The organism is Bifidobacteriaceae bacterium, from assembly GCA_031281585.1.
Lineage (GTDB): Bacteria > Actinomycetota > Actinomycetes > Actinomycetales > WQXJ01 > JAIRTF01.
The window spans coordinates 88,163-103,920 of record JAITFE010000030.1 but is presented as its reverse complement, the minus strand read 5'-3'; the positions used below and the strand labels follow the sequence as shown (position 1 = coordinate 103,920).

Here is a 15,758-nt window from a genome sequence, read left to right as displayed (position 1 = left end):
GCCTCGGCGCGGGTCACCCAGACTCCGGGCCAACCGGCCAACATGGACACGGGCGCCCCCGAGGCGGAATGGGGCCGCCAAACCGTGATCATCGAGGCCACCGACGCCTTTGGCTACCCTCCGTCGGAAGGGGATTTCGACCTGGAGGCCGCCGACACCGACCCGTGGGACGGCGATGGCCTGGACTTCTCCTGGCCTGAATGCACGGAGGAGGACCCCTACACCTACGAGTGCCTCAGCGGCCGTTGGGAAGCCCAGGTCTATTCCGCCTACCCCGGCTACCGCCACCTGGTGGCGACGGGGTCGTCCTACAGCGAGCAGGCCACCCTGGTGAATGCCGACTACCGCCCCTACACCGTCTTGTGGGCGCCTTTCACCGCCGTCGCCGGGGCCAGCGCCGCAGCCTCGACCCTGGTCGTGGAGCCGTCCACGCCGCGCGACTTCCCGGACGATCCGGAGGACCAGCCGGACGGCACGCCGGACGCCATCACGCCAAGCGAGCAATACAACGCCGTTGTGACTTCCTGGTCCGAGGACCGGGCCAGCCGCGTGCCCAACGTGGAGGTCCAATTGACCTTGAGCGGCGACCACTGCGACGCGGAGTTCACGGAGAGCCATAACCGGTCTTTGACCAAAGACACCTCCGACGTCGGCCGTTTGGAGGCCCTCATCCAGGGCGACGAGGGGACCTGTGAACTGACCGCGACCATTGCCGGCGCCGCCGTGGGCGGCTCGCCCAAGACTCTGACCTGGGAAGCGGGTAGCGCACCCAGGATCGACCCGGATCACGCCGACACGTGGTTCACCGTGTCGGACGCCTTGGTTCCAACTGACGACACGACCACCGGCGCCATCACCGTTCAGCTCTACGGGACCGACGGGGCGCCGTTCGCCGGCGCGGCGGATGGCTTGACGCCCCGGTTGGTGTCCGGACCGGAGGGCGCCAGCCTGAGCTTTGGCCCCGCGTTCACCGAAGGCGCCCCGGGGGTCTACACCACCACCTTCCGAGGCGATGTGCCCGGAAGCTACGTGATCGCCGTGACGGCCGGGAACGACCCGGTCGCGGGCGGCGGCGGTTTCGAGTTGAAGCTCCGGCCAGCTGACGGCAACGACGTGGCGCGCCTCGCGCACCGCGGCGTAGTCGACCCGTCGCGCTCTTGGCTGATCGCGCCTGACGTGGCGACCGCCGTGGCCAACGCCCACCAGCCGCTGACCGTGGCGGCCCGGTTGAACGACGCCTTCGGGGATCCGGTGACCAGTGGCTCGGTCAGCTTCCAAATGCCGTACTCGCTCACAGCGGTCGGCGGGACCAGCGGCTGGGCCACGGCGCCGGTGGGCACCGACGGCTCGGCTTCCATCCAAGTGACCGCCTGGAGCGCGACCAATCAGACCGGCGGGGTGACCCTCGCCTCCCCGCAGGGCGTGGCGACTGTCAAGAACGCCGCGGAAACCCAGGTGGTCGCCTCGGACGGGACGGTGCGCCTGACCTTCACGGCCCAAACGGTCGACCCGGGCCGGTCGTATTACGACATCCCCACGGCCAGGAACGGCGCCACGGTGGTGGCCAACGGTTTCAGCCCGCACACGTTTGAGCTCCATTTGCTCGATGCCGAGGGCTACCCCATGGCGGACGCCGCCGGCACTGTCTATTACACCTTCAGCTGCGACAGCGGCGCTTCCGGCAACGGCGACTTGGGCTACCACGCGGCCCTGGAGGATGGCGTGGTCCGCTGGCAAGTCACGTCTCTAGAGCCGTGCACCTATCTGCTGCAAGCCGAGACTTGGCTCTTGAACGATCGGATCCCCGACCCGCCCGCGCCCGTGACCTTCCGGGCGGCCCCGGCGGTCGCCTCGGCTTCGACGCTCAGCACTCCGTACACGGCGACCGAGGCCAACGGCGTGGCTCAGGCGCTGGTCCGGGCCGAGCTGAAAGACGCGCAGGGCGTTCTCACCGCCGAGGGCAGCGCCGTGTTCGCGGTGCCCGCCGGAGTCACAGCCAAGACCGAGGCCGGCGACCTGGCCGGCGGCGATGGCGTCACAGTGACTGTGCCCGCCGGCGACGGAAGGCACGGCACGCCGCTGGGAGTCGCCTATCTGTATCTGGTCTCCACCACACCGGGGGCGTACAACGTGACCGCGACGCTGAACGGCGAGCCGATCACCACCGGCTCGCCCGCCGTTGTCTCATTCGTGGCGCCCACCCCGGTCGCGGCGAAGTCCTCGTGGACTGTCCAGCCGACCGGGGCGACCCCGGTCCCGGCCGACGGCGCGGGGTCCTACACGGCCGTGGTGACCGTCCGGGACGCCGATTCCGTGCCGGTGCCGGGGGCGGCCGTCACGTTCGACGTGCCGTCGGCGGTGGCGATCGACCCGGCGGGGCCGTACGCGGCTGGACAGAGCGGACAGGTGACGGTCGAATTCACTTCCCTAATCGCAGGCGACTACACCGTCAACGCGCTGGTCGACGGGCGGAACGTGGCTGTGGCAGACCAAACGATCGCGTTTGGGCAGGCCCCTGCGGGGCCAGCCGTGGCGGGCCGATCCGGCTTGGTCGAGCCGGACGAGCCGGGGCAGGCCACCGGCTCGGACGAGTTGGTGGTTGAGGCGCAACTGCGGGACGCGCAAGGGTCCTTGACGCCGAACGGGTCGGCGGTGTTCGCGCTCCCGGAGGGTTTGACGGCCAAGACCGCGGACGGCGACGTGCGGGGCGGCGCCGGCGTGACCGTGACCGTGCCGGCCGGAGACGGGGCTGGCGGCGGCGCGGTCGGGATCGCCCGGCTGGCCGTGGTCTCGGACCGGTCAGGCACCTTCGAGGTGACCGCGACTGTCGGCCCAGAGCCCATCGTCACGGGCTCGCCGGCTCATGTCGTGTTCGCAAGACCGTGGGCCTCGGCCGCAGACTCGGTGCTGGACGTCCCGACCATGGACGGCACGGCAGGCCAGGCCAAACAGGTGGCCACCGAGTTCCACACTCCCCGTGTGACGGTGAAAAACGCCGACGGCGGCCCGTACACGCAGGGTCAGCAGTCCGTGGTGTTCAGTTACCGGGCCGTGGGCCAGGACTCGTGGCTGACCGGCGCGACAGCGCAGACGGACCCCGCCACGGGGGTCGCCGTGTGGAATTCGTTCACAGTCGACCAAGCGGGCTGGTATGAGGTGAAAGCCGCCCTCGGCGCGAGCCAAGTCGGCGGCCCGGACGCGGTCGCGCTGGCGGTGTTCAAGGCCGGTCCGGCGGCGGTGGCGCAAAGCGAGTTCGCCACGTCCGGCGGTTTGGCGGAGCCCGACGGTCAGGCTACCCATTGGGCGCGGGTGACCGTCCTCGATTCGCGCGGCAACGCAGTCCAGGACGAGCCGGTGGCCTTCGCCTTGCCGGACGGCGGCGCGGCGCGCTTCACCGGAACCCCGTGCCAGCCGTACACCTGCACTCTGGTCTCCTCCGAATTGGGCGTGGCCAGAGTCGAAATTGTCGCGGACAGCCCGGTGATCGCACAGATCACGGCGTTGGTGGGCGCGGGACCGGCCTGGTCGGCGCAGCTCGAGTTCGGCGCCCAGCCCGGCGGCGTGGCGCTCGCCTCGGCCTCGTCTTGGACGGTCACTCCGACCGGCCCGCTGACGGCGGACGGCCAGGAGCACTACACGGCCACGGTGACGGCCCGCAACGCCGGCGGCGGCGAGGTGCCAAACACCGAGGTCGTGTTCGGCCACTCCCCGCAGTTGACCATCGCCCCGGCCCAGGGCCCTTACGTGACGGGTCCGGATGGGACCGTGTCCGTCACCTTCACCAGCATCTCGGCCAATTACGGCGCGGACGGCTGGGCGGCGAACGCCCAAATCGGCGGGGAAAAGATTGGGCAGGGTGACCGGCTCCTGCGCTTCAGCCCCGGGTCTGCCGAAGGCGACAACTCGGAGTTGGTGGCGCCTGGAGACACCGCGCCAGCCGACGGCCTGACCGAGTTGACTGTGGGCGCGCTCCTCCGCGACGCGCGGGGCAACCCGACCCCGGGCGCCACCGCGTTCTTCCACGTCCCGTCCGGAGTGGTCGCCAAGACCGCCGCCGGCGACAAGGCGGGCCCCGACGACGTGCCGGTCACAGCCGATCCGTCTGAAACCAACCCGAACCGGCGCGGCCTGGCCGAAATCAAGCTGGTGTCCTCCAGCGCGGCCGTCTACCAGCTCACGGCCGAGGTGGGCGGCCAGCCGGTCAAATTGAACTCGCCCGCGTCGGTGGAGTTCACCCAGTTGGCGCAGCCGCAGCAATGGTCGGCCGAGGAGTCCGAGTTCACGGTCCCCACCATGTTGGACGTGCCGCCGGCCAAGCAGGTCGTTGCCGAGTCGCACACTTTGCGGGCGGTGCTCCGCGACGCGAGCGGGGACCCGTATGTGCGCGAGTCCTTGCCGGTGGTGTTCTCCTACCGGCTGTCACTTGGCTCCGGCGCCTGGACCGCGTTGGCGCCGGTCGCCTCCGACCCGGCGACGGGCGTGGCCGAACTGGCCGGGTTCACCGTTGAACAAGCGGGAACCTACCTGCTCAAGGCCGAGGTCGGCGGGGTCCAGTTCCCAAGCCCGGACGCGGACTACGGCGCGACGGCTCAGTTCGTGGCCGGCGATGCCGTGGCGGCCGTGTTTACGGCATCGACCGGCGCCATCGCCTCGAACGGGCAGGCGGCCCACTGGGCCAAGCTGGCCGTCGCAGACGCGTACGGCAACCCGGTGGGCGGAGCTCCCACCGTCTTCACCCTGCCCAGTTCCGGACCGGCCCGGTTCTCGAGCGTGGGCTGCGACCCGCACCGGTGCGAGGTGGAGACCTCGCAACTCGGAGCTGCCCAAGTCGAGGTGGTGTCCGGCTCGGCGGTCACCGCACAGGTCAGAGCCTGGTTGGGCGAAGACGTGGGCCTGCCGGCCGGCTCGGCGGACTTGAAGTTCGCCCCCGGCTCGGCCGTCGCGTCCGCGTCGTCTTGGAGCGTGGACCCGGACGGCCAGGCGGTCGTGGCCGACGGGACGGCACCGTTCACGGTGACGGTCACGGCGCGGGACGCCGATGGATCGCTGGTCCCGGGCGCGGGCGTGAGTTTCGCGTTGCCGGGAGCGATCCAAATCACCGAGCCGGGGCCCTATTCGACGGGGTTGGACGGCACTTTGACGGTCCATCTGACCTCCACGGCCGCAGACGTCTATCACGGGGTCAAAGCGCTGATCGGAACGGCTAGCATTGCGCCCGCGGACCGGACCCTCGAATTCAAGGCCGGCCCGGCCATCGCGGGCCAGTCCCGGCTGGTCGGTCCGCCCGCTCCGGGGACCGCCCCGACCGACGGGGCGACGGAACTGGTGGTCCAGGCGGAGTTGAGAGACGCCAACACCAACCTGGCGCCTGACGGGATCGCGGTCTTCGCGGTGCCGGAGGGCGTCACCGCGAAGACCGCCGGCGGCGATGTGGCGGGCGGCGCGGGCGTGACCGTCTCGGTTCCGGCCGGCACGGCGGGAGGGGCGTTGGGGGTGGCCCAGTTGCGGCTGGTCTCCAAGCGCCCGGGCACGTTCAACGTCACCGCTTCGGTGGATGGCGTCCAGATCGCAAACGGGTCCCCGGCCACGGTGGAGTTCACCGGTTTCGGCTACGACCCGGCCCGCTCTGACTTTGAGATGACGTCCAACGCGGACAACCCGCCGGCCAAGGCGGTCGGCACGGAGTTCCACCGGGCGCGGGTCGTCCTGCGGGACTCCGCCGGGGAGGTCTACACCGGGGTCGCCGTGCCAGTCACTTTCTCCTACAGCCACGAAAGCCCCACCGGTCCGTTCACCACGGGAGCCACCGTTTCGGCGAACCCCGCGGACGGGACCGCCTTGTGGGACGGCTTCACCGTCGAGACGGCCGGCGTGTACTACGTCAAGGCCGCCACACCCGCCGGTGGCGTTCCCGACGACCAGACGGTCCTGTCGGTCGAATTCGCAGCCGGGCCCGCCTCTGCGGCGCACAGCCTGCTGACGGCCTCCCAGGACGCGGTCGAGCCGGGCAGCGGCCTGCATTGGGCTAAAGCCGCCCTGCGGGACGCCTACGGCAACATCATCACCAGCACGCCGGTCGTTTTCACGCTGCCGGCGGGTGGCCCGGCCCACTTCCACGGCGGCCCCTGCGACGGTCAAACCACCTGCCCGGCGGAAACCGGCCCCGACGGCGCCGCTCTCGTCGAGATCGGCTCCGCGTCTGAGGTGACCGCCGCCCTCAGAGCGCTGGTGGACGGCGATCTGATCGGCGAGAGGCAACTGGAGTTCAAGACCACGGCTCCGCCCCCGACATGGGACGGGACCGCCTCGTGGATCGAGCCGATTCCGGGCGCCGGCGTTGTGGGCGGCGCCGACGCGGGGGCGGTGGCCCACCTGGTCGACGCGTCCGGGAGCCCGTTCCTGGGCAGCTTGCCGGTGAGCTTCTACTACCGCCTGGCCGACACCGGGGCCTGGGTGTTCGCGGCGACTGTCGACTCGGCGGCCGGAGTCGCCACCTGGTCGGGATTCGGCGTGACCAGGTCAGGCAACTACCAAGTGCGGGCCGAAGTCGCCGGCGAACCGCTGGGCGGCCTGGCCGCGTTGGTGTTCGCGCCCGGACCAGTCGACCCGGCGGCGTCTTTGGCGACTTTGACGGTGGGCGGCGGTCCCGCCGCCCCCGACGGCGCGGCCCAAGTGCCGGTCACCATGGCGACGGTCGACTCCTACGGGAATCCGGTGCCGGGAACGCCCGCCCAGTTCGAGTTGGCGTACGCGGACCCCAGTGGGGCGCTCTTCCCGAGCGGTTCGACCGTCTGGTCTGGCGCCTCTGGGGCTGACGGACTGGTCACAACGGTGGTCACATCGGTTGTGGACGGGGCTTACCCGGTGCGCGCCGAAGTCGGCGGAGTGTCCTCGACGCCGCCCTATCCGGTGGCGGTGTTCGCGGCGAACCCGGTCGATCCGGCCCGCTCCCAGTTCGCCGTGGCGCCGGCCGCGACCAACGCCTCCCCAAGCAGGGTGGTGGCTGACGGAACCGACGCCTACACGGTGGCCATAATCCTCAGGGACGCCGGCGGCGCCCCGCTGGGTGGCGCCTCCGGGGTCGTCTCGGCTGCGCCCTTGAGCGCGCCCGGCGCCTCGGCCTGGTCCACGCCGTTCACGGCCGACGCGTCCGGGACGGCCAGCGTGCCGGTGACGGCCCTGGCGCCCGGCAGCTACAGGATCAGCGTCTCAGTGGCGGGCCAGCCCGTGGCCACCATCCCAGGCGGGACGCAAACCACCGTGGACGTGTTGTACACCGCCGGTCCCCCGGCGTTCGGCCCCGGCCTGACCAGGTTGGCAGGCCAATCTGGCGAAGCCGAGGCGGACGGCTTGGCGACCCGCACGGTCACCGCGTACGTGGTCGACGCGGGCGGCTACCCCGTGGAGGGCGAACACGTCGTGTTCACCATCCCCGCCGGTGTGTCCGCCGGGCTGGTCCCAGGGCCCGCCGAAGTGACGGCGACAACCGGTCAGGACGGCACCGCCGACCTGGCGTTGACCAGCCAAATCGCGGGCGCCTATGAGGTCACCGCGAGGGTGGGTGGTAGCGACATCCTGGGCGGGTCTCCCGCGGTGGTCCGGTTCGCGGACCGCACCGCGCCCAACGGAGTCGAACCGGTTCCGTCCGACGGGACGGTCCTTGCCGGAACCGGGGCCGAACCCGGCAACCAGGTCACCGTGGTGGACGCAAACGGCAGCGCGCTGTGCGCGGCCACCGCCGGACCGGACGGCGCGTGGTCTTGCACGCTGGCGCCCAGCGGCAGCGAAGGCGACCTGGTGGAAGTAGTGGAACTCGACCCGGCGGGCAACCAGGCCACGACCCCATGGCGAATCGGCGTGCCGGAATTGACTCTGTCCGCCACCCAGTTCGAACCCGGAGACGGCGCGGCCGTGACGGGTGTCAACTTCCAGCCTGGCGAGACCGTCGCCGGAACCATGCGCTCCACCCCGGTCAGCCTTGGCGCCGCCCAGGCCGACCAGGACGGGCGCCTCCGCCTCGATTGGACCATCCCCGCCGACGCGGAGCCTGGAGCCCATCAAGTCGAACTGGTCGGCCAACAGTCTGGGACGTGGATCGTTTCGTTTGAGGTCTCGGCCCCCGGCGAACCCACGCCCACGGCGTCTGGCAGTCCGACGGAGTCTGGCAGTCCCACCGAATCGGGCGCCCCCACCGAGTCTGGCAGTCCCACCGAGTCTGGCGGCCCAACCGGCTCGGCGGCCCCGACCAGCGGTCAGTCGCCGACTGGCACCGGCGGCGGTCTGCCGATCACGGGAACCGCCTCTGGCGGCATCGCGGTCCTCGCCCTCGCCGCCACACTGGCCGGGCTGGCTCTTGTGCTGGCAGCGGCACGCCGCCGCGTCCGGGACTAAACCACCGGCCGTCCGCCCGCCGGACCGTTGAACGGTGGGCGGACGGACGGCATCGGGCAAACGGCGGTCAGGTCACAGGTCGTCCATGGTGAAGGCGTTCTCCCCCACCTGGATGAACTTGGTGTAGGCGTCGATGCAGGTCTGGGGGTCGGCGTGGAGCATCAGCTTGCCCTTGTGGATCCAGATGCAGTCGTCGCACATGTCCCGGATCGACCCGAGCGCGTGGGACACCAGGAACATGGCACGGGCCGACTGCATCAGCTCTTCCATCTTCTTGGCGGCTTTGACCTTGAATTGGGCGTCGCCGGCGGACAGGGCCTCGTCGATCATCAGGATGTCCGGGTCCATGTGGACGCCAACGGCGAAGGCGAGGCGCGTGGCCATCCCGGAAGAGTAGGTGGTCAGCGGCATGTCCATGAACTCGCCGATATCCGCGAACTCGGCGATGGCCTCCGCCCGTTCGGCGACCTGGGCGCGGCTCATGCCTTGGGCCAGGCCGCCCAGGACCACGTTCTCCCGGCCGGTCAGCTTGTAGTTGAAGCCGACCCCAAGGGCCAGGAGCGAGCTGATCCGGCCGCGCACCTCGATCCGGCCCGACGACGGCGCCAGGATGCCGGCCACGGCCCTGACCAGAGTCGACTTCCCAGCCCCGTTGGCGCCGATCACTCCCAGCGCGGTGCCCACGGGCACGTCGAAGCTCAAGTTCTGGAGGGCGTGGACCTCCCGCACGGCCCGCTCGCCCCTGCCCAGCCGGACCACGGCGCTCTTCAGAGTGGGCACCTTCTCGAACGTGGTGCGGTAGGTGATCGACAGATCCTGAACGGAGACCGCCGGCGGCTGGGCGGGTTTGGCCGAGTCAGATGCGGACAGCGAAATCACGCTCCCTCGACATGAAGAACAGCGAGCCGACCACGAAGGCGGCCAACGCCCAGCCCAGACCGGCTGCCCACAACTGCCACAACGCGGTCTGGGAGAACAGCAACGCCTCGCCCCAGCCTCCGCAGATGGAAAACATGGGGTTGAAGAGCATCAAGCCGAACAGGTTCTCGTGTTTCCCGCCGGGCACGTAGTCAGCCAGCGGCCACAGCACCGGCGACAGATACATCCAAATCCGCAGGAAGTAGGGCAGGAAGCTGCCGGCGTCCCGGAAGTAGACCTGCAACGCGCCCATGAACGCGGCCAACCCGGCCGCGAACACAATCATCAGACCCAGGAAGTACACCGCCTCCAGCATCTCCCAGCCCCAGGGCTCCTTCGTCAGGACCGCCTTCAGGACCAGGAACACCGGCAAGGTGGGGATGAAGCGGTAGAAGGCCGTCCGGACGGCCGCCAACGGCATCAGCAGCCGCGGGAAGGCCATCCTGGAGATCAAGGCGCCCCCGCCCGTCACCGAACTGGCGCCGGTGGAGACGGCGGATTGGAAGAAGGTGTACAAGAACAGCCCGCAGCAAATCTGGGTCAGCACCGGCCCGCCTTCCCGCAGCGGCCGTTGGGTCAGGATGATGACCAGGATGAAGTAGACCACGGCCAGCAAAGTCGGGTTGATGACCAGCCACAGCCGCCCAAAGACGGTGTCGGTGTGGGCCGAGCGAATCGAAGAACGCGAGAACTCGGCCGCGAACGGCCAGCGGGCCACCAAGTCGCGCACGTACGGCCCGAACTTCGGCAAACCGGCCCGGCCGGCCTCGTAAACATGGAGCTCATCCCTGACCTCGGATGACTCTGCGGCGCTCTTGGCCAAAACTTTCCCTTCCTCAACCGGCTAGCGAACCCCAGACTGATACGGTCCACCAAAGAATAGCGCCGATACCTTACTCCCAATTCATCCCCGAAGCTCGCGACCGGGCGGCCGAACTCATGTTCCATGTCGGCGCGCGAGCACCCGTGGGCCCCCGTACTCTAGTCGGCCCGGTTGCCGCGCGCCAGCCCGGTCCGGTCGGTCCCGTCGGCGCCAACGCTCCGCAGAAAGTAGAGTTCTCCAAGTGAGTTCCTCTCAGTCAGCCCTCCCGGGCGTGAGCGTCTTCATGACCGTCCGCGACGAGGCGGAACACCTGGCCCAGGTCTTGGAGCGCGTTCTGGACCAGGACTACCCCGGCCCGTTCGAGGTCGTGGTGTCCGTCGGCCCCTCCCGTGACCAAACGCGCGCCATCGCCGAAGACTTCGCCCGGCGCCATTCGGCTTTGAGGCTGGTCGACAACCCCTCGGGCTGCATTCCCCAGGGCCTCAACCTGGCCTGGCGGGCCACCAAACACGACTACCTGGTCCGGGTTGACGGCCACGCGCTCCTGCCGCCCGGCTATGTGCGCAAAGCCGTGGAGTTGTTGGGCCAAACCGGCGCCGCCAACGTTGGCGGCATGATGGTGCCGGAGGGCGCGGGGCCCTTCCAGAAGGCGGTCGCCCGCGCGATGTCCTCCTCCTTCGGGATTGGGCGCGTCCAGTTCCACACCGGCGGCGACCCCGGCCCGGCGGACACCGTCTATCTGGGCAACTTCCGGCGCGCGGACCTGGAGGGGGTTGGCGGTTACAACGAGCAACTCGGGCGGGCTGAGGACTGGGAGCTGAACCGCCGCTTGGCCAAGGCCGGCAAGTTGGTCTGGTTCGACCCGTCGCTCGGCGTGGTCTACCGCCCGCGCAGCAGTTGGGGGGCGCTGGCCAAGCAGTTCTTCGCCACGGGACGCTGGCGTTGGCAGGTGGTCCGCGCCGACCCCCGGACCGCCACGCCCCGGTACCTGGCCGCGCCTTGCGCCACCTTGGCGGTGGCCGCGGGCTTGGCCGTCGGGTTGGCTGGGTTGGCCGGGTTGGCTGCGGCGGGCGGAACGCGGAAGACGTCGCCTATGCCCGATGCCGTCGGGTCGACGGCCGTACCACCTCGCCGGGGCGGTCCCACAGTCACGGCCCTCGCCATCCCGGCGCTTTACGCGGTTGGCGTCACGGCCGCCGCCGCCGGGTCGGCGCGGGGCCTGGACGGACCTGCCAAGCGGCGTCTTCCCCTGGCCATGGCCACAATGCATCTAGCCTGGGGAAGCGGTTTTCTGCGCGGCATCTTCGACCAGCCCAGGCGCGGCGCGGAGCACGGTCCGACCGGGCGGTAGCGCCCCGGGGCGGCCGGGCCCCCGTCAGCCGGGATGCGTTTCCCGCCGCACGAGGTCCCGGTAGAGGCCCTCAAGCGCGGGCGCGGAGACGGCCTCCCAGGTCAGCGAATGGCGCGCCACCTCGGCTTTGCGGGCGACCTCCTGGTCTAGCCGCGACGCTTGCGCGTCCAGTTCCTCCAGCGCGTCGGCGAACGCGGCCACGTCCTCCGGCGGGCACGCGCGGGCGAGGGCCCACTGGCCGGCGAACCGCTCTTGGGCGGTGGCGTTGGTGCACAGGATAGCCAAGCCCATCAGCGAGTATTCGAACAGTTTGCCCGGCATGGCCAGGTCGTTTTGGCTGGTGCGGGAGAACACGGCCAGGCCCACGCCGTAGCCGCCCAACAGGGCGCCCAACTGGTGCGAGGGGACGGCGGGAACCATGCGCAGGTTGGACGGGTTCCCGGCCTCCTCCAGGTAGCGGGCGAAGGTTTCGCGCTCGGCGTCGTTGTGAAAGCGGTCCACCAGGTCAAACGTGTGCGGTAGGCCCCGTCGCTCGGCCTCGGCGGCGATCTGCACCACGCGCCTCATGCCGTAGTCCTCGTTCAGGGTGCCGATGTGCACCACGCGCCGGGCCCGTTCGGAGAACGGCTTCAGCGGGACGTCCCCGAACGGGGCGCCCAGTGGCGCGTTGAGGGTGGTTATCACCCGGGCGCCGGACCCTGCGAAGGTGCGGGCTATCCCCTCGGCCGCGGCGTTGACCGCGCCCAGTTTGCGGGCGGAGCGAACCTGGTAGGCGTCGATCCGCCGGGCCAGCCACCGCCGGACCGGCCCTGGCGCGGGAACCTTGCCCGAGTAGACAATTCCGTAATATTCATGCACGTCGTAGATGACTGGCCGGCGGGTTCGGCGGCGCCAGCGCCGCGCCTGGGGAAGCAGGTAGAAGTCGTGGATGTGCCACAGGTCGGGGTTCTCGCGCCGGGCGGCCTCCGCCAGGCGCGAGACGAGCGACACCCGCTCGGCCGTCGAGTGCGCCAACTTCATCAGCGTTTCGCCAACAGCCGGGTCGGCGCTGGGATCCTGGTCGTCCGAAAGCCAGATCAGCTTGACTCTGAAGCCCGCGTTGAGGGCGTCCTGAGCGCACCGGACAACGCGGCTGTCGCCGCGTTGGTGCACGGTCGGCACGCACACCAGCGGCGAGTCGGCCGTCACATGGTCCGGGACGCTCAACCGCCAACGCGGGGTCTCCACCAGTCGGGCGCCGCCGGGTTTCAAACTCACAGATGGATACTACTCAGCCGGCGCCGACGCCAGTCGTGCGCCCCCAAGAGGTGGCAGCCGGGTGCGCCATGCTCAAAGCATGTCGCACGGGTCGTCGCCGCCACGTCCAGGTTCCTGGGAAGGACTTCACGGACCTCAGACGGGAGGATGGCATGTTGGCATTGTCACGTGTTCGACCTCAAAATACCAAAACAACCCGCAGCGCCGCGATTACGCCTTATACACCGATTACGTGATCGAAAGCCGATGGGACACCGTACGAAACCGTTAGATCCTGGGCGGCCCTCGCGCGATTTCGCTTTAGGATGTTGCGGAAGCCGCCCGGTCGGCTGGCACGGTGGAGCCTTGCAAGAGGCTGGCTGCCGCGCAAGGCCACGGGGACCGCAGGTTTGCGCTGAGAGGAGTTGTCGCACATGAAGCGTTCGCTGAAAGGTGTTTCGGCTTTGTCGCTGGCCCTGTTTGCCTTGGTCGCAGCCTGCACCGGGAACCCCGAGGATTCCCCAACGAGTGGGCCACCGGATGCCGGGGAACAAGTTGCGCGACTGGCGGAGAACGGGTACCCGATCGCGCGTGCGACCATGGAGTCACCCGTGGAGATGCCTTTCATTCCCTACTATGCGGCGGGCGATCGGTTGCGAACCGCAGTGGAACAAACCGAGAAAGAGACTTCGCGCGCGTGGTTAGTCGCGTTCGAGGAGTTCACGGCGCAATGCATGAAGGACGCAGGGTTCACCTATTATCCGGAAACGGATGCTCTTGAATTGGACGCGGAGTCGACTGAGCGCCCGGGTCTGATGCTCGCGATCCCATGGTTACCGAGCGACGTTGATGACGTACGGCGCTTCGGTTACGGGGTGTCCCCAAGCGAGGAAGTGAGCTTGGAGGGTCAGGCTCTCCCCGAGGCAGAGGCCAGGAACGCGCAATACCGTGAGGGTTTGTCCGCAGCGGCCCAGCGAGAATACGACTTCGCGCTGATGGGCCATTACGACTACGCCACCGCCGCCAACCCCGATCCGGGCGCCTGCAGGACGCTGGGTCAGGCCGCTCATCCTGCTCCTGCAACTCGGACATCGGCTCGGACAACTGATCTGCTTGCGTCCCTTGACTCCATTACCCAGGGTGCCCTCGACCTGACTCCGTCGACGGCGGGAGAAGGGTTCACGGAAAACATGGGAAACGATCCACGTTTGGCGTCCTTGAACCAAGAATACGTCGAGTGTGTGCTGGTGAACAAGCAAGGATCGTGGTATTCGGATGAGGTCATGGACCCTAGTTCGATGATGGGGATCGCTTGGGGCACCGCGGAGGACGGGTCGGTGTTCGACCCCCAAGGCGCGACCGAGGTATCAGTGGCGGATATCCCGCCTCAGTACAGAGGCCTGAAAGCCAACACAGCGCAGATCAACATTGCGTTGACCGATTTCCAGTGTCGTGCTGCGACCGACTATGTGAACCGGTATGCGGAGATCCAGTTTGACGCGGAGCAGGCCTACATTGACCAGTTCAAGCGCGAACTCGACCAGCTTCTAGGCGACATTGAAGAAGAACTCGGCCGCCTGGGCTGAGTTCGGGCCGGCAGCCGCCCGCGTCCGCGCCAGACTTTAGTAGCGTTGAGGCATGGCCCCCTGGATGCGCGAGCCGGAGTATGTCGACATTTTGGCCGATGGCACGGTCAAGCAGCTGAACCCGTTCACCGGCACGGAGGTCTGGACCGTGGCGGGGCGGGGCCACCGGCCGCTCGGCGTGAGCGAGCGCCAGCCGGAATCGCTGGATCCCGCCCGCGAGGACGCGTACTGCGTCTTTTGCCCCCGCCGCCACACCGACACCCCTCCGGAGAAGGCCCGCCTGGTCCTGCCTGCGCCGGATCCGTCCGGGCGGCCCGGCGGCCCTTGGCCCACCCTCCTCCTGACCGGCGCGGAGGACCTGGACCAGACCACGGCCGAGTTCCGCCGCATCCCAAACCTGTTCGAGATTCTCTCCTTCGACTACTGGCACGCCAACTACGGCTACGAATTGCCAGCCGACCTGGCCCGCCACGCGGAGGCCTACGTCGCCAGCCCGGCGGGTCGAACCCACATGGTCAAGCTCTTGACGGCCAAGCTGACGGCGGCGGGCCAGGCACCGGCCGGGCCGCTGACGACCAAGCAGTTGACGGACGCGGCGGGGGCCTTCCTGGCCTCCGGCCATGACGTCATAGTGGGCAGGCGCCACTTCATCGACAACGCACTGGACGACTCCCAGCTGGCGGGCGCCGGCACGCTGTCCCCCGAGGAGCACCGCCAATTCATCGGCTTCACCATGCAAGCCATGACCGACCTTTACCGCCGCAACCGGTACGTCCGCTACGTGTCGGTGTTTCAGAACTGGCTCAAACCCGCCGGAGCCTCCCTGGACCACCTGCACAAGCAGCTGGTGGCGATCGACGAGCACGGCGCCCAATACGAACTGGCCCAAGAGGCGCTGCGGGAGAACCCCGAGATTTTCAACGAGCGCGCGGTCAACTACGCCGCGTATAAGAACCTGGTCATAGCCGAGAACGACCACGCCATCGCCTTCGCCGGCTTTGGGCACCGCTACCCCACCATCGAGTTGTTCTCCAAGTCCGAGGCCCCCGACCCGTGGAACCACCAGCCGGAGGAGTTGGCGGGGGTGGCCGACCTGCTGCACGCCATGCACGCCGCCACCGGCACCGCCATCCCGACCAACGAGGAGTGGCACACCCGCCCGGTGGACGCCAAGCTGCCGACCCCTTGGCGCATCATGCTGAAATGGCGCATCTCGACCCTGGCCGGTTTCGAGGGCGCGACCAAGATCTACCTCAACACGATCGACCCGTACGCGTTGCGGGACCTGGTGGTGCCGAAACTCTTCGCGCTCCGCGCCGAGGGCCGGATCGCCCCGGAGATCAGGATCGCCACCGAGGCGTCCTGCCGCCCCAACCCCCTCCGCTACACCGCCAACCGGGGCGAGCCGCTGTTTTAGAAGCCCGATGCCGTCCGGTTCGGCGGCGCGGCGGGT

Annotated in this window: 7 protein-coding genes; 4 read left to right on the top strand and 3 right to left on the bottom strand. The window is 69.2% G+C overall.

Going from position 1 to position 15,758, the window contains the following annotated elements:
* Positions 1-42: 42 nt before the first annotated feature.
* A complete protein-coding gene (locus LBC97_03190; protein ID MDR2565062.1) occupies positions 43-8,391 on the top strand; it encodes an Ig-like domain-containing protein in 8,349 nt (2,782 codons plus the stop codon).
* Positions 8,392-8,463: 72 nt separating this feature from the next.
* On the opposite strand, the gene LBC97_03185 is transcribed toward LBC97_03190, so the two are convergent.
* Both LBC97_03185 and LBC97_03180 read right to left on the bottom strand, forming a co-directional pair.
* Complete coding sequence (locus LBC97_03185; protein MDR2565061.1) at positions 8,464-9,270, bottom strand: ABC transporter ATP-binding protein; 807 nt, start codon at positions 9,268-9,270, stop codon at positions 8,464-8,466.
* Positions 9,248-10,132, bottom strand: coding sequence for an ABC transporter permease (locus LBC97_03180; protein MDR2565060.1), 885 nt, complete (start codon positions 10,130-10,132; stop codon positions 9,248-9,250). The genes LBC97_03185 and LBC97_03180 overlap by 23 nt, the downstream gene beginning before the upstream one ends.
* A 241-nt stretch (positions 10,133-10,373) precedes the next feature.
* Between LBC97_03180 and LBC97_03175 the strand changes: the two genes are divergently transcribed.
* The gene (locus LBC97_03175; protein MDR2565059.1) at positions 10,374-11,483 is read left to right on the top strand and encodes a glycosyltransferase family 2 protein; all 1,110 of its coding nucleotides are present in this window, start codon (positions 10,374-10,376) and stop codon (positions 11,481-11,483) included.
* Positions 11,484-11,507: 24 nt separating this feature from the next.
* On the opposite strand, the gene LBC97_03170 is transcribed toward LBC97_03175, so the two are convergent.
* Positions 11,508-12,740: a glycosyltransferase gene (locus tag LBC97_03170; GenBank protein MDR2565058.1), complete on the bottom strand. Its 1,233-nt coding sequence runs from the start codon at positions 12,738-12,740 to the stop codon at positions 11,508-11,510.
* Positions 12,741-13,153: 413 nt separating this feature from the next.
* On the opposite strand from LBC97_03170, the gene LBC97_03165 reads away from it, so the two are divergent.
* Positions 13,154-14,305 carry a hypothetical protein gene (locus LBC97_03165; GenBank protein ID MDR2565057.1) on the top strand — a complete coding sequence of 384 codons (1,152 nt, stop codon included), beginning with the start codon at positions 13,154-13,156 and terminating at the stop codon, positions 14,303-14,305.
* 52 nt (positions 14,306-14,357) lie between these two features.
* Positions 14,358-15,722, top strand: a complete 1,365-nt coding sequence (locus LBC97_03160; GenBank protein ID MDR2565056.1) for a DUF4921 family protein — start codon at positions 14,358-14,360, stop codon at positions 15,720-15,722.
* Positions 15,723-15,758 lie beyond the last annotated feature (36 nt).